This window comes from Streptomyces sp. NPDC054866 (genome assembly GCF_053610745.1).
In genome coordinates, this window is sequence record NZ_JBSGZA010000001.1 from 565,758 (window position 1) to 589,012 (window position 23,255).

At 70.7% G+C, this 23,255-nt stretch carries 24 protein-coding genes; 18 read left to right on the forward strand and 6 right to left on the reverse strand.

Going from position 1 to position 23,255, the window contains the following annotated elements; translation table 11 throughout:
• The first annotated feature begins 1 nt into the window (after position 1).
• On the forward strand, positions 2 to 646 hold the full coding sequence (locus tag ACWGI2_RS02365) for a response regulator (protein ID WP_453694630.1): 645 nt from the start codon (positions 2 to 4) through the stop codon (positions 644 to 646).
• 25 nt (positions 647 to 671) lie between these two features.
• Here ACWGI2_RS02365 and ACWGI2_RS02370 read toward each other — a convergent pair whose 3' ends face one another.
• Entirely contained in the window at positions 672 to 1,487 is an 816-nt protein-coding gene (locus tag ACWGI2_RS02370; RefSeq protein WP_160507998.1) for an IclR family transcriptional regulator domain-containing protein, read from the reverse strand.
• 395 nt (positions 1,488 to 1,882) lie between these two features.
• Here ACWGI2_RS02370 and allB point away from each other — a divergent pair, with 395 nt between their 5' ends.
• Together allB and alc are read left to right on the forward strand one after the other, a co-directional pair.
• Positions 1,883 to 3,217 carry an allantoinase AllB gene (gene allB, locus ACWGI2_RS02375; RefSeq protein ID WP_453693238.1) on the forward strand — a complete coding sequence of 445 codons (1,335 nt, stop codon included), beginning with the start codon at positions 1,883 to 1,885 and terminating at the stop codon, positions 3,215 to 3,217.
• Positions 3,214 to 4,341 carry an allantoicase gene (alc, locus tag ACWGI2_RS02380; RefSeq protein WP_453694631.1) on the forward strand — a complete coding sequence of 376 codons (1,128 nt, stop codon included), beginning with the start codon at positions 3,214 to 3,216 and terminating at the stop codon, positions 4,339 to 4,341. Before allB ends, alc begins: the two co-directional genes overlap by 4 nt.
• An 85-nt stretch (positions 4,342 to 4,426) precedes the next feature.
• Here the strand turns inward: alc and ACWGI2_RS02385 are convergent, their stop codons facing one another.
• The gene (locus ACWGI2_RS02385) at positions 4,427 to 5,167 is read right to left on the reverse strand and encodes an SDR family NAD(P)-dependent oxidoreductase (protein WP_453693240.1); all 741 of its coding nucleotides are present in this window, start codon (positions 5,165 to 5,167) and stop codon (positions 4,427 to 4,429) included.
• 195 nt (positions 5,168 to 5,362) lie between these two features.
• On the opposite strand from ACWGI2_RS02385, the gene ACWGI2_RS02390 reads away from it, so the two are divergent.
• From ACWGI2_RS02390 to ACWGI2_RS02400, 3 genes are all read left to right on the forward strand, one after another.
• Positions 5,363 to 6,268 (forward strand): DMT family transporter, encoded by a 906-nt coding sequence (locus tag ACWGI2_RS02390; RefSeq protein WP_453693242.1) that lies wholly within the window; start codon positions 5,363 to 5,365, stop codon positions 6,266 to 6,268.
• 33 nt (positions 6,269 to 6,301) lie between these two features.
• Positions 6,302 to 6,685, forward strand: coding sequence for a hypothetical protein (locus ACWGI2_RS02395; RefSeq protein ID WP_453394260.1), 384 nt, complete (start codon positions 6,302 to 6,304; stop codon positions 6,683 to 6,685).
• A gap of 89 nt (positions 6,686 to 6,774) precedes the next feature.
• The gene (locus tag ACWGI2_RS02400) at positions 6,775 to 7,194 is read left to right on the forward strand and encodes a ribonuclease domain-containing protein (RefSeq protein WP_453394261.1); all 420 of its coding nucleotides are present in this window, start codon (positions 6,775 to 6,777) and stop codon (positions 7,192 to 7,194) included.
• 37 nt (positions 7,195 to 7,231) lie between these two features.
• Here ACWGI2_RS02400 and ACWGI2_RS02405 read toward each other — a convergent pair whose 3' ends face one another.
• Positions 7,232 to 7,438: a hypothetical protein gene (locus ACWGI2_RS02405; RefSeq protein WP_160508005.1), complete on the reverse strand. Its 207-nt coding sequence runs from the start codon at positions 7,436 to 7,438 to the stop codon at positions 7,232 to 7,234.
• Between the two features lie 158 nt (positions 7,439 to 7,596).
• Between ACWGI2_RS02405 and ACWGI2_RS02410 the strand changes: the two genes are divergently transcribed.
• The 3 genes from ACWGI2_RS02410 (at position 7,597) to ACWGI2_RS02420 (ending at position 10,154) form a co-directional block, all read left to right on the forward strand.
• Complete coding sequence (locus tag ACWGI2_RS02410) at positions 7,597 to 8,874, forward strand: sensor histidine kinase (RefSeq protein WP_453693245.1); 1,278 nt, start codon at positions 7,597 to 7,599, stop codon at positions 8,872 to 8,874.
• 98 nt (positions 8,875 to 8,972) lie between these two features.
• Positions 8,973 to 9,431, forward strand: a complete 459-nt coding sequence (locus ACWGI2_RS02415) for a hypothetical protein (RefSeq protein ID WP_453693247.1) — start codon at positions 8,973 to 8,975, stop codon at positions 9,429 to 9,431.
• A 51-nt stretch (positions 9,432 to 9,482) separates the two neighbouring features.
• On the forward strand, positions 9,483 to 10,154 hold the full coding sequence (locus tag ACWGI2_RS02420) for a response regulator (protein ID WP_453394265.1): 672 nt from the start codon (positions 9,483 to 9,485) through the stop codon (positions 10,152 to 10,154).
• A 23-nt stretch (positions 10,155 to 10,177) separates the two neighbouring features.
• On the opposite strand, the gene ACWGI2_RS02425 is transcribed toward ACWGI2_RS02420, so the two are convergent.
• Complete coding sequence (locus ACWGI2_RS02425; protein WP_453693249.1) at positions 10,178 to 11,197, reverse strand: Gfo/Idh/MocA family protein; 1,020 nt, start codon at positions 11,195 to 11,197, stop codon at positions 10,178 to 10,180.
• Between the two features lie 127 nt (positions 11,198 to 11,324).
• Here ACWGI2_RS02425 and ACWGI2_RS02430 point away from each other — a divergent pair, with 127 nt between their 5' ends.
• From ACWGI2_RS02430 to ACWGI2_RS02465, 8 genes are all read left to right on the forward strand, one after another.
• The gene (locus tag ACWGI2_RS02430; RefSeq protein ID WP_453694632.1) at positions 11,325 to 12,074 is read left to right on the forward strand and encodes a GntR family transcriptional regulator; all 750 of its coding nucleotides are present in this window, start codon (positions 11,325 to 11,327) and stop codon (positions 12,072 to 12,074) included.
• Between the two features lie 153 nt (positions 12,075 to 12,227).
• On the forward strand, positions 12,228 to 13,220 hold the full coding sequence (locus ACWGI2_RS02435) for a sugar ABC transporter substrate-binding protein (RefSeq protein ID WP_453693251.1): 993 nt from the start codon (positions 12,228 to 12,230) through the stop codon (positions 13,218 to 13,220).
• Positions 13,221 to 13,315: 95 nt separating this feature from the next.
• Complete coding sequence (locus ACWGI2_RS02440) at positions 13,316 to 14,329, forward strand: sugar ABC transporter substrate-binding protein (protein WP_453693253.1); 1,014 nt, start codon at positions 13,316 to 13,318, stop codon at positions 14,327 to 14,329.
• Positions 14,326 to 15,387, forward strand: a complete 1,062-nt coding sequence (locus ACWGI2_RS02445; protein WP_453394280.1) for an ABC transporter permease — start codon at positions 14,326 to 14,328, stop codon at positions 15,385 to 15,387. The genes ACWGI2_RS02440 and ACWGI2_RS02445 overlap by 4 nt, the downstream gene beginning before the upstream one ends.
• Positions 15,384 to 16,205, forward strand: a complete 822-nt coding sequence (locus ACWGI2_RS02450) for an ATP-binding cassette domain-containing protein (protein WP_453394281.1) — start codon at positions 15,384 to 15,386, stop codon at positions 16,203 to 16,205. Before ACWGI2_RS02445 ends, ACWGI2_RS02450 begins: the two co-directional genes overlap by 4 nt.
• Before the next feature lie 228 nt (positions 16,206 to 16,433).
• A complete protein-coding gene (locus tag ACWGI2_RS02455; protein ID WP_383323833.1) occupies positions 16,434 to 17,591 on the forward strand; it encodes an ROK family glucokinase in 1,158 nt (385 codons plus the stop codon).
• A gap of 3 nt (positions 17,592 to 17,594) precedes the next feature.
• Positions 17,595 to 18,197: a sugar kinase gene (locus tag ACWGI2_RS02460; protein WP_453394282.1), complete on the forward strand. Its 603-nt coding sequence runs from the start codon at positions 17,595 to 17,597 to the stop codon at positions 18,195 to 18,197.
• Between the two features lie 53 nt (positions 18,198 to 18,250).
• Entirely contained in the window at positions 18,251 to 19,510 is a 1,260-nt protein-coding gene (locus tag ACWGI2_RS02465; protein ID WP_453394283.1) for a sulfite oxidase, read from the forward strand.
• Between the two features lie 35 nt (positions 19,511 to 19,545).
• Here the strand turns inward: ACWGI2_RS02465 and ACWGI2_RS02470 are convergent, their stop codons facing one another.
• Together ACWGI2_RS02470 and ACWGI2_RS02475 are read right to left on the reverse strand one after the other, a co-directional pair.
• Positions 19,546 to 20,484: an ornithine cyclodeaminase family protein gene (locus tag ACWGI2_RS02470; protein ID WP_453693255.1), complete on the reverse strand. Its 939-nt coding sequence runs from the start codon at positions 20,482 to 20,484 to the stop codon at positions 19,546 to 19,548.
• 60 nt (positions 20,485 to 20,544) lie between these two features.
• Positions 20,545 to 21,639, reverse strand: a complete 1,095-nt coding sequence (locus tag ACWGI2_RS02475) for a carboxylate-amine ligase (protein ID WP_453693257.1) — start codon at positions 21,637 to 21,639, stop codon at positions 20,545 to 20,547.
• A gap of 187 nt (positions 21,640 to 21,826) precedes the next feature.
• On the opposite strand from ACWGI2_RS02475, the gene ACWGI2_RS02480 reads away from it, so the two are divergent.
• Complete coding sequence (locus tag ACWGI2_RS02480; RefSeq protein ID WP_453693259.1) at positions 21,827 to 23,251, forward strand: NAD(P)/FAD-dependent oxidoreductase; 1,425 nt, start codon at positions 21,827 to 21,829, stop codon at positions 23,249 to 23,251.
• Positions 23,252 to 23,255: the final 4 nt, after the last annotated feature.

Consider the following 23,255-nt stretch of genomic DNA (forward strand, 5'->3'; position numbering starts at 1 on the left):
GGTGCCGGAACCCATCAGGCTGCTCCTCGCCGACGATCATCCCGTCGTACGTGCCGGGCTGCGCGCCGTGCTCGACACCGAGCCGGGCTTCGCCGTCGCGGGGGAGGCGGCCACGGCCGAGGAGGCGGTGACACTCGCAGCGACCGGTGGGTTCGACGTCGTACTGATGGATCTTCAGTTCGGGACGGGGATGCACGGGGCGCAGGCCACGGCAGCGATCACCGCCGAACAGGGGGCGCCGCGGGTGCTCGTCCTGACGACGTACGACACGGATGCCGACATCCTCGCCGCGGTCGAGGCGGGGGCGGCGGGATATCTCCTGAAGGACGCGCCGCCGGAGGAGCTGGCCGCGGCGGTGCGGACCGCGGCCGCGGGGCAGTCCGCGCTCGCGCCCGCGATCGCCCATCGGCTCATGGACCGGATGCGGGCGCCCGGGGAGGCGCTGACCGGGCGGGAGCTTGAGGTGCTCAGGCTGGTGCGGGAGGGCCTGTCGAACCTGCAGATCAGCAAGCGTCTCTTCCTGAGCCAGGCCACCGTGAAGTCCCACCTGGTGCACATCTACGCGAAGTTGGGCGTCGACTCGCGTACGGCGGCGGTGGCGGTGGCGACGGGGCGGGGGCTGATCCGGGGCGGCGCCGGTCAGTAGTCGTCCCCTTGCCCCGCGCCCGGGGTTACGCCGCCGGTCCCGAACTGGCCAGCGCGGCGGACAGTTCCACCGCCACCTCCTGTAGCACCGGCACGATCTTCTCCACCGCGGCCTCGGTCACGCGGCCCGCCGGGCCGGAGATCGAAATGGCCGCCGCCGTGGGGGAGTTGGGGACCGACACCGCCAGGCAGCGCACCCCGATCTCCTGTTCGTTGTCGTCGACCGCGTAGCCCGCGCTGCGGACCGCTTCCAGCGCGTCGAGGAAGCCCTCCGGCGTGGTGATCGTCTTCTCCGTGGCGGCGGGCATCCCGGTGCGGGCGAGGAGCGCGCGCACCTCCTCCGGCGGGGTGTGGGCGAGGAGTGCCTTGCCGACGCCCGTGGAGTGGGGCAGGACCCGGCGGCCCACCTCGGTGAACATCCGCATGGAGTGCTTGGACGGCACCTGCGCGACGTACACGATCTCGTCGCCGTCGAGCAGCGCCATGTTCGCGGTCTCGCCGGTCTCCTCGACCAGGCGCGCGAGGTAGGGGCGCGCCCAGGTGCCGAGGAGGCGCGAGGCCGATTCGCCGAGGCGGATCAGGCGCGGGCCCAGCGAGTAGCGGCGGTTGGGCTGCTGACGTACGTAGCCGCAGGCGACGAGCGTGCGCATCAGGCGGTGGATCGTGGGCAGCGGGAGGCCGCTGCTGGCGGAGAGCTCGCTCAGGCCGACCTCGCCTCCGGCGTCCGCCATCCGTTCGAGGAGGTCGAAGGCGCGCTCAAGGGACTGGACACCACCGCTGGCAGCGGGCGGCTTGGAGGCGGCGACTTCGGTGGAGGCGTCGCTGGCGCTTGACGTCGGCACGGCGCAGTCCTTTCGGGGCTGACGGGCAAGGCAGCAGCCTACCGGGCGGTTCCTCGCCAGGTCCCTTTGCGGCCCTGGCGTCAGAGCCGGTCAGGGCTGCTCAGGGAGTGGCCGGGGACCGGTCGGGGAGCCTTTGTCCGCTTCTCCGCCGTCACACCGCGGTGATCGTTCGACGGCCCGGTTGTGTGTAGCTACGTTCTGGCTTGCGGAATTCTAATTCCACTTTGTGGAAACGTCCAGAGTGCTCCAGGTGGCCTCTTGACGGTTCGGGGTCGGCCGTGAAGACTCATTCAACAGAACGTTGAATTCCGTTTAGCGGAAACGAATGGTCTGTGTAGCGGAAAAGAACGAACCGGCAAGCAACAGCGAAAAGACGAAGAGAGGGCGTTGAAGACGTGGACGTAGAACTGGTGCTGCGCTCGACTCGCGTGATCACCCCGGAGGGAACCCGCGCCGCGTCGGTCACGGTCTCCGGCGGGAAGATCGCGGCCGTGCTCGCGTACGACGCCGACGTACCGGCGGGGGCCAGGGTCGAGGACTTCGGTGACGACGTCCTGCTGCCCGGACTCGTCGACACGCACGTCCACGTGAACGACCCGGGCCGCACGGAGTGGGAAGGCTTCTGGACCGCCACCCGTGCCGCGGCCGCCGGTGGCATCACCACCCTCGTCGATATGCCGCTCAACTCCCTGCCGCCGACCACGACGGTCGGCAATCTGCGTACGAAGCAGGACGTCGCCCGCACCAAGGCGCACATCGACGTCGGCTTCTGGGGCGGCGCCCTGCCCGACAACGTCGGCGACCTCAAGCCCCTGCACGACGCCGGTGTCTACGGCTTCAAGTGCTTCCTCTCGCCGTCCGGTGTGGATGAGTTCCCGCACCTGGACCAAGACCGTCTCGCCACCTCCATGGCGGAGATCGCCGGGTTCGGCGGGCTGCTGATCGTGCACGCCGAGGACCCGCACGAGCTGGACGCCGCCCCGCACAAGAGCGGCCCCAAGTACACGGACTACCTGGACACCCGGCCGCGCGTCTCCGAGGACGTCGCGATCGAGGGCCTCATCGGGCTCGCCAAGCGGCTCGGCGCCCGCGTCCACGTACTGCACCTGTCGTCCTCCGACGCGCTGCCCCTGATCGCCGCCGCCAAGCGCGAGGGCGTCAAGCTCACCGTCGAGACGTGCCCCCACTACCTCACGCTCACCGCGGAGGAAGTCCCGGACGGCGCGAGCGAGTTCAAGTGCTGCCCGCCCATCCGCGAGGCCGCCAACCAGGACCTGCTGTGGGACGCGCTCGCCGACGGCACCGTCGACTGCATCGTGACGGACCACTCCCCGTCCACCGCCGACCTCAAGACCGACGACTTCGCGACCGCGTGGGGCGGCATCTCCGGGCTCCAGCTCAGCCTCCCCGCCATCTGGACCGAGGCCCGCAAGCGCGGCCACAGCCTCGAGGACGTGGTGCGCTGGATGTCGACGCGCACCTCCGAACTGGTCGGACTCGACCAGAAGGGCGCCATCGAGGCCGGCCGCGACGCCGACTTCGCGGTCCTCGCGCCCGACGAGACCTTCACCGTGGACCCCGCGGAGCTGCAGCACCGGAACCGAGTCACGGCGTACGCGGGCAAGACCCTCAGCGGCGTCGTGAAGTCCACCTGGCTGCGCGGCGAACGCATCCTGCACGGCGGCGAGTTCAGCGAACCCGCAGGCCGACTTCTGGAAAGGAAGAACTGATCACTGTGACGACGGCGATACCCACCTTCACCGGCGACGCGAGCCCCTACGGCGGCGGCGACCCCTACGCGGACTACCGCACCGCGGACTTCCCCTTCACGCAGTACGCCAACCTTGCCGACCGGCAGCTCGGCGCCGGTGTGATCGCCGCCAACGACGAGTTCTTCGCGATGCGCGAGAACCTGCTCCTCGCGCACCCGGCAGTCTTCGACCCGGAGCACTTCGGTCACAAGGGCAAGGTCATGGACGGCTGGGAGACCCGCCGCCGCCGCGGTGTCTCGTCCGAGCACCCGTGGCCCACCGCCGACGACCACGACTGGGCGCTCGTACGCCTCGGCGCCCCCGGCGTCGTACGCGGCATCGTCATCGACACCGCCCACTTCCGCGGCAACTACCCGCAGGCCGTGTCCGTCGAGGGCACGAGCGTGGACGGTTCGCCGACCCCCGAGGAACTCCTCTCGGGTGACGTGAAGTGGACGACTCTCGTACCCCGCACGGCAGTTGGCGGCCACGCGGCCAACGGCTTCGCCGTCGACCTGGAGCAGCGCTTCACGCACCTGCGCGTCAACCAGCACCCGGACGGCGGTGTCGCCCGCCTCCGCGTGTACGGCGAGGTCGTCGCCGACCCCAAGTGGCTCGCGGCACTCGGCACGTTCGACGTCGTCGCCCTGGAGAACGGCGGCCAGGTCGAGGACGCGTCCGACCGCTTCTACTCCCCGGCCACCAACACCATCCAGCCGGGCCGCTCCCGCAAGATGGACGACGGCTGGGAGACGCGGCGCCGCCGCGACAACGGCAACGACTGGATCCGCTACCAGCTCGTGGCCCAGTCCGAGATCCGCTCCGTCGAGATCGACACCGCGTACCTCAAGGGCAACTCGGCGGGCTGGGCGGCGCTTTCGGTCCGTGACGGCGAGAGCGGCGAGTGGGTCGAGGCGCTGCCCCGCACCCGACTGCAGCCCGACACCAACCACCGCTTCGTCCTGGACGCCCCGGTCGTCGGCACGCACGCGCGCATCGACATCTTCCCGGACGGCGGCATTTCGCGACTGCGGCTGTACGGCTCCCTGACGGAGTCGGGCGCGAGCCGTCTGACAGCGCGTCACCAGGAGCTGGGCGGCTGAACCGGGGCCGCTGAGGCCCACCGATGAACGTGGGGCGCACCGGGTGGACAGCCCCGGTGCGCCCCATCACCATGCCCGCGCGCGGTTACGCGGCGTGCCCGCCGTCGACCACGAGCTCCGAACCCGTGATGAACGCGGCGTCCTCACCGGCGAGATAGGCGACGAGCGAGGCCACCTCGTCGGCCGCGCCGAAGCGGGCCAGCGCGTTCGCCGACTTCTGCGGCTCGGCGAACGGCCCGTCGGCAGGGTTCATGTCCGTGTCGATCGCGCCCGGGTGCACCACGTTCACGGTGATCCCGCGCCCGGCGAGCTCCCTCGCCAGGGGCTTGGTCATGCCGGAGAGGGCCGCCTTGCTCATCGCGTACAGCGTGCTGCCGCCTCCGCCCGCGTACCGGACGAGCGCCGAACCGGTGGAGATGATCCGGCCTCCGTCGGCCAGCCGGCCGGCCGCCGCCTGCGAGGCCAGGAAGACCGAACGTACGTTGATGTCGAGCACCCGGTCGATGTCGGAGAGCGCCAAGTCGCCGATGGGGCCGAGGACTCCGATGCCCGCGTTGTTCACCAGGATGTCCAGACGGCCCAGGTCGTCGGCCGCGCGCTCCACCGCGCCCGCGGCGTCACCGGGGTCGGCCGCGTCGGCCTTGATGGCGAACCCGCGCCGTCCCGTCGACTCGATCTTGGCGACGACCTCATGAGCGGCGGCCTCTCCGTTGACGTACGTGATCGCCACGTCGGCGCCCTCCTGCGCGAGCCGCAGCGCGATCGCCGCGCCTATGCCACGGCTGCCGCCGGTCACCAGGGCCGTCTTGCCGGTCAGAGAAGACATGTTCGTAGACCTCAATCGTGTGGGTATGTTCTGCAATGCGGTGAGAAGTGCTTGCGGGTTCAATGAAAGCGGGCGGCGTGCCCCGGGGCTGGCGGTAAATGGACACCGCTTTCCCGGCGGAAGGGCTACGGTGATCAACCCGCGTGAGAGCCGCCGAAGTCTCCACACCGCCGCATCCGTTGGAGACCGCGCCCCGTGTCGACGCTCGCCGTTCCCGCCGCGCCCGCAGCGCGCCGCGCCTGGCTCACCGATCTGCCCGTCCTGCTCGTGGCCGTGGTCTGGGGCGCCAGCTATCTCGCCGCGAAGGGCATCACGACGACGCACACGGTCGTCGCCGTCCTGGTGCTGCGGTTCGCCGTCGTGCTGCCCGCGCTCGTGGTGGCCGGATGGCGCGGGCTGCGCGCGCTGACGGCGCCGCAGTGGCGCGGGGCGGGAGCGCTCGGTCTCGTCCTGAGCGGGATCTTCCTCCTGGAGACGTACGGAGTCGTCCACACCTCGGCGACCAACGCGGGCCTCATCATCAGCCTCACCATGATCTTCACCCCGCTCGCCGAGGCCGCGATGACGCGGAAGAGGCCGCCGCGCGCCTTCCTCGCCGCGGCCGGACTCTCCGTGCTCGGCGTGGTCCTGCTGACCCAGGGCGGCGGGTTCACGCGGCCGTCGATGGGTGACGGCCTGATCCTCCTCGCGGCGCTCGCGCGCACGGTTCACGTACTCGCGATGTCCCGGATCAAGGCCGTGCAGGGCGCGGACGCCCTCTCCTTGACCACGGTCCAACTGGGCGGTGCGGTAGCCGTGTTCGCGGTGCTCGCCGCCGCGGGCACGGGAGCGTCGCCCTGGTCCGTCGCCGCGGACTTCGGCGCGCGCGAGTGGGCCGGGCTGCTCTTCCTCTCCGTGTTCTGCACGCTCTTCGCCTTCTTCGTGCAGATGTGGGCGGTGCGCAGGACGTCTCCTTCGCGGGTGAGCCTGCTGCTCGGTACGGAGCCGTTGTGGGCGGCCGCGGTGGGGATCACGCTGGGCGGGGAGCGTCTTGGTGTGGTGGGTCTGGTGGGAGGTGTGCTGGTTCTGGTGGGGACCAGTTGGGGGCGTCGGGTGCGGTGATACCTTCCGTGGTCGATCAAGCAGGGGGAGCCCGTGAACGAGTACTTCGAGCAGGAATTCGCCGAGGGCGCGCAGAAGCGCCGTATCTGGGGCGGGGTGCTGTTCCTCGCCGCGGGTGTCATCTGGGCCGTGCTCGCGTGGCAGTTGACGGCGCCGTTCAGCGACGGGGACGACGACTCCTCCAGCAGCCGCAAGTGCCAGTCGGTGCTCTTCTACGAGGGGGACGCCCCGACGTGGCAGGAGTCCACGTGGGAGGACTGCCGTGCCCAGCGCCGGTGGCCCGAGATGCTGGGCTGGCTGGGGCTCTCGGTGCCGCTGTCGGTGGGCGGCGCGGTGCTCTACACCGGCGGGTCCACCAGCCTGCGGATGCGTGAGTACATGGCGGAACACCGCATCGCCGCCGCGAAGAAGGACTGAGGAAGAACCGGCGGCGCTTGGTTAACTCCCGGAAAATTCACTGCACTTGACGTTGACACGACATCCTCTACGCGCGTCACACTGGTCGCATGCGAATCCCCCCACGAATCGTGAGCGTCACCGCCCTCGCCGCCGCCCTGCTCATCGGCGGCCCCGTCGCCGCCTCCGCGAGCGCGGCCCCGGACCACCACGCCCCCGTGTCGACGGCGTACTCCATCACCGCCGTCGGCGACATCTGCTACTCCGCGCTGCCCGCCCAGGCGCACGACACCCTGGACCTGATCGAGGCGGGCGGCCCCTACCCGTATCCGCAGGACGGCACGGTCTTCCAGAACAGGGAAGGCATCCTGCCCTCCCAGGGCTCCGGCTACTACCACGAGTACACCGTGAAGACGCCGGGCTCACCGGACCGTGGCGCCCGCCGCATCGTGACCGGTGAGGAGAACAAGGAGGACTACTACACCGCCGACCACTACGAGTCCTTCGACCTGGTCGACTACGCCTGCTGAGACCGCCGCCGCACGGTACTGATGCGACGGCACGGTACTAACGGGCCTTCCGGCTCTCCGCGACGGCGAACAGCGCGAGGGCGAGGACGATCAGCGTGACGCCCGCGTAGATCTCGTAGCCGTCGAGGAACCCGATCCGCCGCACGATGCCCCAGCCGCGCAGCCGGCCGGTCAGCCCGTGCACCAGGGCGGCCACGCCCTGGATCAGGAGAAGGACGCCGAAGACCTCAAGTACCCGCTTCATACCGAAGAGCCTCGCCCCGTGGACCCCCCACGCACATCGGCCACGGGGTGAGGCTTCTTCCTCCTGGCCCCCTCCGAAAGTCTCCGCCTGCGCGACTTTGGTAGGCGATCACGTCCGGTCGGCGCCCGGCGCCCCGACAGTGCGTAGATTTGTCGACCATGAGTGGCAATGAGCCCCCGCCTGTTCCCTCGGCGCCATCGGCCCCCTGGGCCAGGCGTCCATGGGCGCTGCCCTCGGCCGTCGCCGCCGAGTTCGACCCGGACCGCGCGCCGCGCAAGAGCGGTCGCAGGCCCCGGCGGACCGCGCGCGACTGGCTGGTCGACTTCGCCTGCTTCTTCGCGGCCGTCGTCATCGGCATGGTGGGCGCGGACGCGATCGGCAAGAACCCGAACGTCTCGCCCGGCCTCGCCGAGGCCGACCAGCTGATCGGCGCGCTCGCCTGCGCCGCCGTCTGGCTGCGCAGGCGCTGGCCGGTCGGCCTCGCCGTCGCCATGGTGCTGGTCAGCGTGGTCTCGGACACCGCGGGCGGCGCGGTCGCCGTGGCGCTGTTCACCCTCGCGGTGCACCGGCCCTTCCGGTACGTCGGCTGGATCGGCGGGATCTCGATCTGCGTGGTGCCGTTCGCCTACTGGATGCGGCCCGACCCCGACATGCCCTTTCTGCTCGGCGTCCTCTTCGGCGTGCTGATCAACGCCTCCGTCATCGGCTGGGGCATGTTCGTGCGCTCGCGCCGCCATCTCCTGCTGAGCCTGCGCGACCGCGCGGTCCGCGCCGAGAACGAGGCCGCGCTCCGCGCCGAAAAGGCCCAGCGCCTGGCCCGCGAGTCCATCGCCCGCGAGATGCACGACGTGCTCGCCCACCGCCTCACCCTGCTCAGCGTGCACGCGGGCGCCCTGGAGTTCCGCCCCGACGCGCCCCGCCAGGAGATCGTCCGCGCCGCGGGTGTCATCCGGGAGAGCGCCCACGAAGCGCTGCAGGACCTGCGCGAGGTGATCGGCGTCCTGCGCGGCGGTGGGGACGGCGAGGCGTCAGGACGGCCGCAGCCCACCCTCGCCGCCCTGGAGACCCTGGTCGCCGAGTCACGCGAAGCGGGCATGAAGGTCGCACTCGACCACCGCGTCACCGACCCGGCCGCCGTGCCCGCCGCCGTCGGCCGCACCGCCTACCGCATCGCCCAGGAGGGCCTGACCAACGCCCGCAAGCACGCCCCGGGCGCCGAGGTCACCGTCCGGGTGTCCGGCGCCCCCGGCGAAGGCCTCACCCTGTCGGTACGCAACCCGCCGCCGCCCGGCGACGTGCCGAACGTCCCCGGCTCCGGTCAGGGGCTGATCGGCCTCACGGAGCGGGCCATGCTCGCGGGCGGCCGCATCGAGCACGGGACCGCGGGGGACGGCGGCTTCCGCGTCGACGCCTGGCTGCCGTGGCCCGGCAGTTGAGCTCGTCGCCCCCCTCTCCGTACCGTGCTGAGGCGTGAAACCGCCGGTGGTACGGTCGCGGAGCAAATGCCCTGCTTGAGTGTGGAAATGGGACGTACATGACCGTGAGGCGTCAGCCCTGGCTGAGGCGGCCGTCATCCCTGGTCCTGCTGATCGGCGCGGCCCTGCTCGCTGCCTGGATGACCACAGTCATCGTCTCGATCGCCACGGAAGAGCCGGACGGGGAGGCCACGTTGGACGGACTGAGCTCCGCCGTGCAACAGGCCCTGACAGACGGGGACGACGGGGAGTTCGGCAGGCTCTTCGACGCCGACAGCGCGGGCGACGACTACGCCAAGAACTATGTGGCCCGTCTCGCAGAGGCGGATCCGCGACGGATCCGCGCCACCGTGTCCAAGGGTGACGGGGAGCCGGTGGTCACCGTCACCGCGGACGCCGGGGGCGACGGCACGGTGTGCACCGCGTGGTCCGTCGTCCGCGGCGACGACGACCGCTGGGTCCTGGACGCGGCGCCGCCCGTGGCGCGCGAGAAGCGGTGCGACGCTGAGCGTCGGTAGGGGCTGGGTGCCGGGACAGGCGTACGTCGCTGATCTCGTTACTGTGGGGCCATGAACCCGATCCGCGTGCTTCTCGTCGACGACGACCCGCTGGTCCGTGCCGGTCTGTCCTTCATGATGGGCGGCGCGGACGACATCGAGATCGTCGGCGAGGCGGCTGACGGCTCCCAAGTGGCCCCGCTGGTCGGCGAGCTCCGCCCCGACGTCGTTCTGATGGACATCCGCATGCCCACGATGGACGGCCTCGCGGCGACGGAGGCCCTCCGCAAGCGCCCCGACGCCCCCGAGGTCATCGTCCTCACCACCTTCCACGCCGACGATCAGGTGCTGCGGGCCCTGCGGGCGGGGGCGGCCGGGTTCGTACTCAAGGACACCCCGCCCGCGGAGATCGTCGCGGCGGTACGTGCGGTCGCGGCCGGGGAGCCGGTGCTCTCGCCCACGGTGACGCAGCAGCTGATCACGCAGGTGACGGGGGTCGACCCCCAACAGGGGCGCCGCGAGCGGGCGTTGGAGCGGCTCGCGCTGCTTGGCGAGCGGGAGAGGGAGGTTGCGGTCGCGGTGGGCCGGGGCGCGTCGAACGCGGACATCGCGGCGGAACTCTTCCTGAGCGTGGCCACGGTCAAGGCCCACGTCTCCCGCGTCCTGACGAAGCTGGACCTCAACAACCGGGTACAGATCGCGCTGTTGGCGCATGACGCGGGCCTGCTTGACGAGGTGGAGTAGCCGCCGCGGCAGCCACCGGGCGGTCAGTCTCCCGCGATCTCCGCCATCCGCACCAACCGCCCTTCTCCGCGCGACAGTTCGCACGCCTCCGCGATCCGCAGCGCCTCGAGTGCCTCGCGGCCGTCGCAGGGGTTCGTCCGTTCTCCTCGTACGACATCCACGAACGCGGCGAGCTCCGCCTCGTACGCGGGAGTGAAGCGTTCGAGGAAGCCGGGCCACGGCTTGTCGGGCGGCGGCGGGCCCGACGGTTCCACGGACGACAGGGGGGTGCGGTCGTCGAAGCCGACCGCGATCTGGTCCTCGTCGCCCGCCAGTTCCATCCGTACGTCGTAGCCCGCGCCGTTGCACCGCGTGGCCGTCGCCGTGGCCAGCGTGCCGTCGTCGAGCGTGAGGACCGCCGCGGCCGTGTCGACGTCGCCCGCGTCGCGGAACATCGAAGGCCCGGCGTCCGACCCGGTCGCGTACACCTCCGTCACCTCACGGCCCGTCACCCACCGCAGCATGTCGAAGTCATGGACCAGACAGTCGCGGTAGAGGCCGCCGGAGAGCGGGAGGTACGCGGCCGGCGGCGGCGCCGGATCGGAGGTCATCGCCCGGACCGTGTGTAGCCGCCCGAGCCGCCCCGCCCGCACGGCATCGCGCGCGGCCACGTACCCCGCGTCGAACCGCCGCTGGAAGCCCAGTTGGAGCACCGTGCCCGCGGCCTCGACCTCCCGGAGCGCGGCGAGCGTACCGGGCAGATCGAGGGCGATGGGCTTCTCGCAGAAGACCGGCAGGCCCGCACGCGCCGCCTTGCCGATCAGCTCGGCGTGCGCGGAAGTCGCCGCCGTGATCACCACCGCGTCCACGGAGCCTGTCCGGCCGCTCCCCGTGAAGACGTCGTCCACCGAGGCCGCCGAGGCCGCGCCGATCCGCGCCGCGAGCCCGGCCGCGCGCCCGGCGTCGGCGTCGGCGACGACCAGCGCGTCCACCTCCGGATGCCGCTGCAGAGCCGCGGAGTGAAATGTGCCGATACGACCCGTTCCGATCAGTCCGATGCGCATGGACCCACCCTCGCCACACCCCGCGATCCTGTCAATCCTTTGTCCGGACAACAGAACTTCAGAACTTCCCGTCATCATTCCCTGCGACTACGCTCGCCCCGTGCCCAAATCAGCCGCCAAACCAGCCGTGGACCCGACCGTCTCGCTCCAGCTCGGCGTCGACCGCAGCAGCCCGGTCCCGCTGTACTTCCAGCTGTCCCAGCAGCTGGAGGCGGCGATCGAGCGCGGCGCCCTGACACCGGGCACCCTGCTCGGCAACGAGATCGAGCTCGCGGGCCGCCTCGGCCTGTCCCGGCCGACCGTCCGCCAGGCCATCCAGTCGCTCGTCGACAAGGGGCTGCTCGTGCGCCGCAGAGGCGTCGGCACCCAGGTCGTGCACAGCCAGGTCAAGCGCCCTCTCGAACTCAGCAGCCTCTACGACGACCTGGAGGCCGCGGGCCAGCGCCCCGAGACCCGCGTTCTGCGCAACACCCTCGAACCCGCTTCCGCCGAGGTCGCGGCCGCGCTCGCCATCGCGGAGGGCGACGAGGTCCACCTCGTCGAGCGGCTCCGCCTGGCCCACGGCGAGCCCATGGCCTACCTCCGCAACCACATCCCCTCCGGGCTGCTCGCCCTCGACACCGCACGTCTGGAGGCCACCGGCCTCTACCGCCTGATGCGCGGTGCGAGCATCACCCTGCACAGCGCGCGCCAGTCCGTGGGGGCCCGCGCCGCCACCGCCGACGAGGGCGAGCGGCTCGGCGAACCCGCGGGGGCCCCGCTGCTCACGATGCAGCGCACGACCTTCGACGACACGGGCCGCGCGGTCGAGTTCGGCTCCCACATCTACCGCGCCTCGCGCTACTCCTTCGAGTTCCAGCTCCTCGTACGGCCGTAGGTCCCAAGTCGCTCACAGTCGTCAGAATGTTCTGACAAATCCATTGACGCTGCCGCGCGCCCGCCGCTAGAACTCCCCCAGCCGCATTCGGGCGGCCGGGAGAAGAGGTGGTCCCCCATGCGTACCCCCATGCGTACCCCCAGGCGTAGCAGCATGCGTAAAGCCCGCACGGCGGCAGCTCTCACAGCGGTGATCGCGCTCGCGGCCGGGTGCAGCGGCTCCGGCGGCAAGGACGACGAGGACAAGTCGGGTGACGGCGGGGGAGGCGGCAAAGGCGTCAGCACGCCCCGCCTCAAGATCGCGATGGTCACGCACTCCGGCGAGGGCGACACCTTCTGGGACATCGTCCAGAGCGGCGCCAAGCAGGCGGCCCGCAAGGACAACGTCGAGTTCCTCTACTCCAACGACAAAGAGGCCAAGGGCCAGGCCGAGCTCGTCCAGTCGGCGATCGACAAGAAGGTCGACGGCATCGTCGTGACCCTGGCCAAGCCCGAGGCGATGAAGACGGTCCTCGGCAAGGCGGAAGCCGCCGGGATACCGGTCGTCACGATCAACTCCGGCGGCGAGTTCTCCGCCGACTTCGGCGCGCTGAGCCACATCGGCCAGGACGAGTCCGTGGCGGGCGAGGCCGTCGGCGACGAGCTGACCAAGCGCGGCAAGAAGAAGGTGCTCTGCGTCATCCACGAACAGGGCAACGTCTCCCTGGAGCAGCGCTGCGACGGCGTCAAGAAGACCCTCAAGGGCTCGGTCGAGAACCTCAACGTCGAGGGCACCAACGCGCCCAACGCCCAGTCCTCCATCAGCGCGAAACTCCAGGCGACCAAGGACATCGACGCGGTGGTCACGCTCGGCGCGCCGATCGCCGCCCTCTCGGTGAAGGCCAAGGAGGACTCCGGGAGCAAGGCCGAGGTCGCCACCTTCGACCTGAACGCCGAGGTCGTCAAGCGCCTCAAGGCCAAGGAGGTCGGCTTCGCCGTCGACCAGCAGCCCTACCTCCAGGGCTACCTCGCCATCGACGAGCTGTGGCTCTACAAGACCAACGCGAACGTCCTCGGCGGCGGCAAGCCCGTCCTCACCGGCCCCGCCATCGTCACCGAGAAGGACGTGCCCAAGCTGGAGAAGTACACCGCCCGCGGTACCCGATGAACGCATGCGTGATCCGCGTGGTCGATACTTGGGCGGCTGGGGCCGGGGATCCGGACCGGCCTCACCGAGGAGCAGAGCTAGAAGGGCACGGCGTCGTGGCAAGGGTTCAGACAGGGGTACGTGCGGTGGGCGCCGTGCTGGTCGCGGTGCTCGGGGTATCCCTCGCGGGGTGCAGCAGCACCGGCGGCAAGCGCGCCGAGGACGCACGCAAGGCGGCGACGGCACAGGGCAAGGCCGCGGTGAACACGCCGAACTGGACGTTCGGCATGGTGACCCACTCGGGTGACGGCGACACGTTCTGGGACATCGTCCAGAGCGGCGCCAAGCAGGCCGCCGTCAAGGACAACATCAAGTTCCTGTACGCCCACAACGCCGAGGCCCAGCAGCAGGCCCAGCTCGTGGACTCGTACATCGACAAGAAGGTCGACGGCATCATCGTCACCCTCGCCAAGCCCGCCGCGATGAAGGGCGCCCTGGCCCGCGCCAAGAAGGCCGGCATCCCGGTGATCACCGTGAACTCCGGTTCCGCTGAGTCCAAGGAGTTCGGCGCGCTCACCCATATCGGCCAGGACGAGACGATCGCGGGCGAGGCCGTCGGCGAGGAGCTCAACAAGCGCGGCAAGAAGAAGGCGCTCTGCATCCTGCACGAGCAGGGCAACGTCGGCCACGAGCAGCGCTGCGAAGGCGCCAAGAAGACCTTCGACGGCAAGATGCAGAACCTGTACGTGACCGGCACGAACATGCCCGACGTGCAGTCCTCCATCGAGGCCAGGCTCCAGTCCGACAAGTCCATCGACTCGGTCGTCACGCTCGGCGCGCCCTTCGCGGACACCGCGGTGAAGGCCGCGGACAGCGCGGGCAGCAAGGCGGAGGTCGACACCTTCGACCTGAACGAGAAGGTCGCGGCGGGCCTGAAGGACGGCACGCTCGGCTTCGCCGTCGACCAGCAGCCCTACCTCCAGGGTTACGAGGCCGTGGACCTGCTCTGGCTCTACAAGTACAACGACGACGTGCTCGGCGGCGGCAAGCCGGTCCTCACCGGCCCGCAGATCGTGACCAAGGACCAGGCCGCCAAGCTGGAGGATTACGCGAAGCGAGGGACGCGATGACAGCGACCGCACCAGCACCGGCGCCGTCGCCGGACACCAAGACGGACGAGCGCCTCCTGAAGGCCTCGCCGCTGAAGAAGCTGATGGGCCGCCCTGAGCTCGGCTCCGTCGTCGGCGCCATCGCCGTCTTCGTCTTCTTCACGGTCGCCGCGGACAGCTTCTTGCAGGCCACAAGCCTCGCGACGGTCCTCTACGCGGCGTCGACCCTCGGCATCATGGCGGTGCCGGTGGCGCTCCTGATGATCGGCGGCGAGTTCGACCTGTCGGCGGGCGTCATGGTGACGACCTCCGCGCTGATCTCGTCGATGTTCAGCTACCAGATGACGGCGAACGTCTGGGTCGGCGTACTCGTCTCGCTCCTGGTCACCCTCGCCATCGGCGTCTTCAACGGCGTGATGCTGACGCGCACCGACCCGCCGAGCTTCATCATCACGCTCGGTACGTTCCTGATGCTGACCGGCATGAACCTCGGCTTCACCAAGCTGATCAGCGGCACGGTCTCCACGAAGTCGATCGCCGACATGGAGGGCTTCACCTCCGCCAAGGACGTCTTCGCCTCGACGATCACCATCGGCGGCGTCGACTTCAAGATCACGATCCTCTGGTGGCTCGGCCTGATCGCGGTCGCCACCTGGATCCTGCTCCGCACCCGCGTCGGCAACTGGATCTTCGCGGTCGGCGGCGGCGAGGACGCGGCCCGCGCGGTCGGCGTCCCGGTCGCCGCGACCAAGATCGGCCTCTACATGGGCGTCGCCTTCGGCGCCTGGATCTCCGGCCAGCACCTGCTCTTCTCGTACGACGTCGTCCAGTCGGGCGAGGGCGTCGGCAACGAACTGATCTACATCATCGCGGCCGTCATCGGCGGCTGTCTGATCACCGGCGGATACGGCTCCGCGGTCGGCGCGGCCGTGGGCGCCCTCATCTTCGGCATGGTCAGCAAGGGCATCGTCTTCGCCGAGTGGAACCCTGACTGGTTCAAGTTCTTCCTCGGAGTGATGCTGCTCCTGGCGACCCTGCTCAACCACTGGGTCCGCAAGCGCGCGGAGGCGACGAAGTGACCACCGACACGACCGAAGTCACCGACGCGGTGCCAGGGCCGGGCCGCACCCCGCTCGTCGAGCTCGACGACGTCAGTAAGTACTACGGCAACATCCGCGCCCTCGAAGGTGTCTCCCTGGAGGTCCACGCGGGCGAGATCTCCTGCGTCCTCGGCGACAACGGCGCGGGCAAGTCCACCCTCATCAAGATCATCGCGGGTCTGCACCGGCACGACGCGGGAGAGTTCCGCATCGAGGGCGAGGACGCGAAGCTGGGCTCGCCGCGCGAGGCCCTGGACCGCGGTATCGCCACGGTCTACCAGGACCTCGCCGTGGTCCCGCTGATGCCGGTCTGGCGCAACTTCTTCCTCGGCTCCGAGCCGACGAAGGGCGCGGGCCCCTTCAAGCGCCTTGACGTCGACCTCATGCGCGAGACGACTCGCACGGAGCTGCTCCGCATGGGCATCGACCTGCGCGACGTCGACCAGCCCATCGGCACCCTGTCGGGCGGCGAGCGCCAGTGCGTGGCGATCGCGCGCGCGGTCTACTTCGGCGCGAAGGTCCTCGTCCTGGACGAACCCACCGCCGCGCTCGGCGTCAAGCAGTCGGGCGTCGTCCTCAAGTACGTCGCGGCCGCGCGGGACGCGGGCCTCGGAGTGGTCTTGATCACCCACAACCCGCACCACGCGTACCTGGTCGGCAACCGCTTCGTCCTCCTGAAGCGGGGCACGATGTTCGGCAGCTATGCGCGTGACGAGGTCACCCTGGACGAGTTGACCCGCCAGATGGCGGGCGGTAGCGAACTCGACGACCTCCGTCATGAGCTGGAGAAGCGCTGAGCAGCGCCCCGTCAGGGGCGCGGGGAACTGCGCGAGCAACCACGAAAGAGCCGCAGTCGCGTCTGCTGGGCCGCCCGGCAGACGCGACTGCGGCATTTCTCGGGCTGAGCGCGCAGTTCCCCGCGCCCCTGACGGGGCACACCCCGGGTGACGGGGCGCACCCCAGGGCCCCCGGCACCCCGGGGTCCGTTGTGCGCGCCCCCGCGAGTGTGAGGCAGAATCGCCGCAATGAGCACCTACCGCGACCTCGCGCACCGCGGCTCCGCCCGAGCCACCGTCCTGCGTACCGTGGGCACGCGTGAGCGCCGATCACATCTGACGGCGCCCCGCGTCCCCACGGTCGGCATCGACATCGGCGGCACGAAGGTGATGGCGGGAGTCGTCGACGCCGACGGCAACATCCTGGAGACGCTCCGCACGGAGACCCCGGACAAGTCCAAGAGCCCCAAGGTCGTCGAGGACACCATCGTCGAGCTGGTCCTCGACCTCTCCGACCGGCACGACGTGCACGCGGTGGGCATCGGCGCCGCGGGCTGGGTCGACGCGGACCGCAACCGCGTCCTGTTCGCCCCGCACCTGTCCTGGCGCAACGAACCACTCCGCGACCGTATCTCCGGCCGCCTCGCGGTCCCCGTGCTCGTCGACAACGACGCGAACACGGCCGCGTGGGCGGAGTGGCGCTTCGGAGCGGCCCGCGGCGAGGACCACCTGGTCATGATCACGCTCGGCACCGGCATCGGCGGCGCGATCCTGGAGGACGGCCAGGTCAAGCGCGGCAAGTTCGGCGTGGCCGGGGAGTTCGGTCATATGCAGGTCGTTCCCGGAGGCCACCGCTGCCCGTGCGGCAACCGCGGCTGCTGGGAGCAGTACAGCTCCGGGAACGCGCTGGTCAGGGAGGCCCGCGAGCTCGCCGCCGCCGACTCCCCGGTCGCGTACGGGATCATCGAGCGGGTCAAGGGCAACATCCCCGACATCACGGGCCCCCTGATCACGGAGCTGGCCCGCGACGGTGACGCGATGTGCGTCGAGCTCCTCCAGGACATCGGCCAGTGGCTGGGCGTCGGCATCGCGAACCTCGCGGCGGCGCTCGACCCGTCCTGCTTCGTGATCGGCGGCGGTGTGTCAGCCGCCGACGACCTCCTGATCGGCCCGGCCCGCGACGCGTTCCGCCGCCAGCTGACAGGGCGCGGCTACCGCCCCGAGGCCCGCATCGCCCGCGCCCAGCTGGGCCCCGAGGCGGGCATGGTGGGCGCCGCCGACCTGGCACGCCTGGTGGCCCGGCGCTTCCGCAGGGCGAACCGCCGCAGGGTGGAGCGCCACGAACGCTACGAGCGGTTCGCGGAAGCGCGCCGTACCAACGACCGCACTTCTCAGGGAACTCAGTAACCGATGACCGTCCCCCGCCAGCCTTCGTCCCCGGACTCTCCGGACTCCCCGGATCCCGCCGACGAGGGCGGCCGCCCCCGCGAGGACCGCCGCCACATGATCCGCCGCCGCTGGCTGACGGCCACGATCATCGTGCTCCTGATCGGCGTACCCGCCGGCTATCTGGTCATCTCCGCGAACCAGAGCCGCAACAGCGGCCGCGACAAGGAGGCCAAGTACTCCGCGACGGGCCTCACCGCGGGCTGGCCGTCCAGGGTGCAGCGCCGCCTCTACGACGTACCGATCCCCCCGTACTCCAGGGAGGTCGCCTACTACGAGACGAACAACTGGCGCACCAGCCGCCTGTACGTCCAGTTCCTGACGAGCAACAAGGGCCTGGACAAGTTCCTCAAGCGGATCGGCTCGAGCACGAAGTCGCTGGAGAAGAACGACATCACGATCAGCAAGCGCGACCGCAAGGTGGTCGGCTGGGAGTTCACCGACCCGGGCCCCTGGCTGGGCCTCACCCATGTGCAGAAGGACCCGGTGCCCACCCTCGACGTGGTGGTGAACCGCGGCAACCCGGAGCACCCGATGGTCTATGTAGTGTCTACGACAACCCCGTAACTGGCGTGTTTCATCGGTGAGTTGCCCGAGGGGCGGCTCGTACGATGGCGCCCATGATCTCTGAAGAGGCGTACGACGGACGTCGGCGTGCCCAGTGGCTCGCGGGGGAGGCGCGGGCGGACGGGGTGGCCCGCAGGGACATGCTGCGGCTGCTGGCCGCGGCGGGTGCGGTGGCGACGCTGCCGGTGACACTGGGAGCACCCCGGGCGCGGGCGGCGACCGGCACAGCGGCCGCCGGGATCGTGAAACCGCTGCCCGCGGACCGCTTCACGATCCGCGGCACGAACGCGGAGACGAAGTTCGAGGCGCTGGCTGAAACAGGCTTCCACACCCCCACATCCCACTTCTTCGTACGGAACCACACGGCGACGCCACGCCTGGACGCGAAGACGTGGACGCTGCGGATCTGGGGCGACGGACTGACCGGAGGGGAGAGGGAGTTCACCCTCAACGACCTCAAACGCCTCCCGTCGGTGACGCGCACCGCCTTCGTCGAATGCGCGGGCAACGGCAGAAGTTTCTTCACGACCCAGCAGGGCCAACCGGCCTCCGGCACGGCCTGGACCCTGGGAGCGATCGGCAACGCACGCTGGCGCGGCGTACGCCTCTCCGAAGTCCTGCGCCGGGCAGGCGTGTCGCGCGACGCGGTGGACGTGATGCCCAGCGGCCTGGACGCGGAGTACGTCACGGACGACGGCACGAACCTGGGCAGGGTCCGCCGCCCGCTGCCGCTCGCCAAGGCGATGGACGACGTGATCCTCGCGTACGAGATGAACGGCGCCCCGCTCCCCGCGGACCACGGCTACCCGGTGCGGGTCCTGGTCCCGGGGTGGGTGGGCATCGCTTCGATCAAGTGGCTCGGCGACATCGAGGTCTCGGCCAGGCCTCTCTTCTCCCCCTGGAACACGCGGTTCTACCGCCTGTTCGGCGAGGCGTACCCCCCGGAGGGCAGCGCCCCCCTGACGCGCCAAACCCTGAAGTCCGCCTTCGAACTCCCTTGGAACGCAAGCCTCCCGGCGGCCACGACCCACCACCTCACCGGCCGCTCATGGTCGGCGACGGGCGCGATCGCTCGCGTGGACGTCAGCACGGACGCGGGCAGGAACTGGCACAAGGCCCGCCTCAAGGACACCCCTCACCGCGCCACCTGGACCCGCTGGACCACCCCGTGGCACCCCAGGACCCCGGGCCCGGCGACACTCCTGGCCCGCGCCACGGACACCACAGGGCGCACCCAGCCAGAGGTGACGGTGCACAACACGCAGGGGTACTTCTTCGACGCGGTGGTGCGGCACGCGGTGCGGGTGGTCTGAGGACAGGGAGCTTGTGAGGACAGGGAGTTCCGGGGTCAGCCGAGGCTCGCCCACCGCTCGTACGCGGCTGCCCCCACTCCCAGGTCCTCCCAGGCCATCCCCGCCGACTTGAACAGCCGAGGCCGCCCCTCGGGCACCTCCACCTCGCCCCGCACCAACTCACCCAGCGTCCACAGCCGCCCCATGTCGAAGGCGCCCGCGGACACCGCGAGGACGATGTCCCCGCACTCCCGCCGTGCCACCTCGTGCGACTCGGCCACCACCAGGCCACGCCGTAGCAGCTCCTCGTCCACCTCGCGCGCGTCCGGTTCGTGTGAGCCCACCGCCGCGACCGTCGCGTGGGACGGGAGCAGCGCGCTGTCGAAGAGCGGTTCGCGTGCCGTCGTGCAGCAGCAGACCACGTCGGCGGTCGCGACGTCCGCCGGAGTCGCGGGCGCCGCCGAAAGGCCCGCGCCGCGGCATCGGTCGACGAAGGCCGCCATCCGCTCGGGGTTGCGCGCCACCACGTCCACGTGAGCCAGCGTCGGGCGTACCGCGCGGACCGCCTCCACGTGCCCCCAGGCCTGGGGGCCGGTGCCGAAGACCAGGAGGCGTCGCGTCTCCGGGACCGCGAGGTGCTCGATCGCGGCGCCGGACACCGCGGGGGTCCGCAGCGACGTCAGCGCGATGCCGTCCAGGAGGGCCAGGGGCGTGTGGGTCGTTCCGTCCAGGAGGAGGTACATGCCCTGGACACGGGGCAGGTCGCGGGCCGCGTTCTCCGGGGTGACCGTGGCGATCTTCACCCCTGTGTACGACGCCGTGGCGGACGGCATCAGCAGGAGCTGGCCGCCCGGCACATCCAGGACCCCGCGAGGAGACTCCGCCTCCGGGTCGAGGCCCGTCTTGAGGACGGCTTCCACCGCCTCGACGGCCGTGGACATGGGGACGAGCCGGGCGATCGCCTCGGCGTCGATGTAGGGCGGGGCCTCGCTCATGCCAGGTCCTTTCAGGGCTTCTCGCCCGGGAGTGCTGCGCGCGTCACGTCACACTCATGATCACCCCGCGATGGCCGTGTGAACCAGGTGGTCGATGACGTCGTTGAGGTCCTGCCTGCGCTGGTGGGCGGCTCTCTGGCGGTCGGCGCCGTTCCCCTCGTCCCTGACGCGTGCTCGCGCGGCCCGCAAGAGGGGGAAGCAGCTCTCTGTCTCCAGGGCGGGGCGCACGGCGGCGAAGAGACGGTCCAGGTGCGCCGTGGCGGGTTCCAGCCGGCCGGTGCGCAGGTTGATGCACTGGCCCGCCAGACCGTCGCGGGCCGCGCGCCAGCACGCGGCGCGGAGCATCTCCGGCTGGGGGCGCGGGGCGGGCAGAGCATCGTCGATGGCTCGCAGCGCGAGGGTGGCCAGGCCCCTGACCACTCCGGCGAGCAGCAGGGTGTCGTCGACGGTGGGGGCGGCATCGGCGACCCGGATCTCAAGGGTGGGCACGTGGTGGGAGGGGCGGATGTCCCAGTAGAGGCCACCGCGGTCCATGAGCGTGTCGGTCGCGAGGAGGCTGTCGAGCAGGTCCTCGAAGTGGGTGCGGGACTCGAAGTAGGGAGGCGGCCCCGCCACGGGCCAGCGCCACCAGGTCATGGTCCGCCAGCTTGCGTATCCGGTGTCCTGCGCCTGCCAGAAGGGCGAGTTGGCGCTCAGGGCGATGAGGGCGGGAAGCCAGGGGCGCAGGTGGTTGCTGAGGTGCAGGGCCGTGCTCAGATCGGGTACGCCGATGTGGACGTGGCAGGCGCAGGCGCTCTGTTCGTTGTCCAGAGCGCGAAACATGGCGGCGCTTCGGGCGTAGCGAAGGCCGGGTGTCAGCGGCGGAGGGGTGCGCTGGCCGAGGACGGGCGTACCGCTGGAGATGATGCGAAGGCCGAGCCCGGCCGCGGCGCGTGCCACCGCGTGGCGTGCCGCCCGGAGTTGGCCTCCCAGCTCCGCAAGGCTGGTGTGCGGATCGGTGCGAACCTCGACCTGGTAGCGGGTGATCTCGGTGGTGACGCGGTCGCCCAGTTCGGTGGCCGCCTGCGCGACGACCTTGTCGGCCTGCGTGCTCAACTGCCGGGAGACCGGGTCGACTAGTAAGTACTCCTCTTCGACCCCCACCGTGACGGGCATCAGCCGCATCGGCCCGTCGGCCGCTCGGTGTCCCTGCCCGTGCCGCGCGGCCGCCGGAGCCTGCTCGCCGAGGGGAGGCCACTTTCGCTCTTCATGGTGAGCAGTCTGTCACCTATGGTGACCGGGCCGGAATGTGAGCAGCCGCCGCACCAGATGTATCCAGTCGACTCGGTCGAGAGGACTCCTTGTGCCGGAAGCGCCGGAAGTGCCGGAAGGGCTGGAACCGCCGGAAGCAACAGACGTCCTCGTCACCGGCGGTGGGCCCGCGGGTTCGACAGCCGCTGCCCTGCTGGCCCGTCAGGGCTTCCGGGTCACCCTCATGGAGAAGGACCGCTTCCCGCGCTACCACGTGGGCGAATCGCTCCTGCCGTCCCTGCTCCCGCTGCTCGATGTGATGGGGGCGAGAGACCTGATCGAGGAGCACGGCTTCGTCCGCAAGACCGGCGCCTTCTACGGCTGGGGCCGTGAGGAATGGTCGCTGGGTTTCGACGAGCCCGGCCGGCCGGCCACTTACAGCTTCCAGGTCGTACGCTCCGAATTCGACCACCTCCTTCTGCGGCACGCGCGAAGCCAGGGCGCCGACGTACGCGAAGGAACCCGCGTACGCCGTATCGAGTGGGACGGCGACCGGCCCGCCGCGGCCGCCTGGTCCAGCGACGACGGACACCACGGCACGACAGCCTTCCGGTACCTCGTCGACGCAACCGGCCGCGCAGGCCTGTTGGGTGCCCGAGAGCTGCGTACCCGCAGATTCCACGACGTGTTCCGCAACGTCGCCGCGTGGGGCTACTGGCGCGGGGCGCCACCCCTGCCCGGTGCCCCCGCCGGCGCGATCGGGGTCTTCTCGCTGCCCGACAACGGCTGGTTCTGGGCCATCCCCCTGCACGACGGCACCCTGAGCGTGGGGCTCGTCACCGACAAGCGTTCCTTCAACAGGGCGCGTCAGCAGGCGGGTTCGGTCGAGGCCCTGTACCGCGAGGCCCTCGCTGAGTGCCCGCGGCTCGCGCGACTGCTCGAAGGCGCCCGGCGGGCCGGGGACTTGAGGGTGGAGAGCGACTACTCCTACGTGTCCGACCGCTTCTGCGGACCGGGTTACTTCCTCACCGGCGACGCCGCCTGCTTCCTCGACCCCCTGCTCTCCACGGGGGTGCACCTGGCCATGCACAGCGCGCTGCTCGGCGCGGCCTCGATCGCAAGCGTCCTGCGGGGTGAGGTGGACGAGCGCGGGGCCCGCGACTTCTACCAGACCGCCTACCGCCACGCGTACGAACGGCTGCTCCTCCTCGTCAGCGCCTTCTACCGCATCCACGACGGGCGCGACACTTACTTCCGCACAGCCCAGACGCTCAGCCACCGCGACCAACGCGACCTGCGCCTGCACGAGTCGTTCCTGAACGTCGTCACCGGCGCCGATGACCTCCACGACGCCCAACAGGACCCCGTGGACGCCGTGCACCGCAGACTCACCCAGCCCCTCCATGGGCGCCCCTCCCACGGTCTCGGCGGACACGGCACCAGTCAGATGCTGCCTCTGCCCACCGACCCCGCCCGAGCGGCAGCGGGCCTCTACCTCCACCTCGAACCCCACCCCCGGCTGCGCCGCGCGACCTGACCCG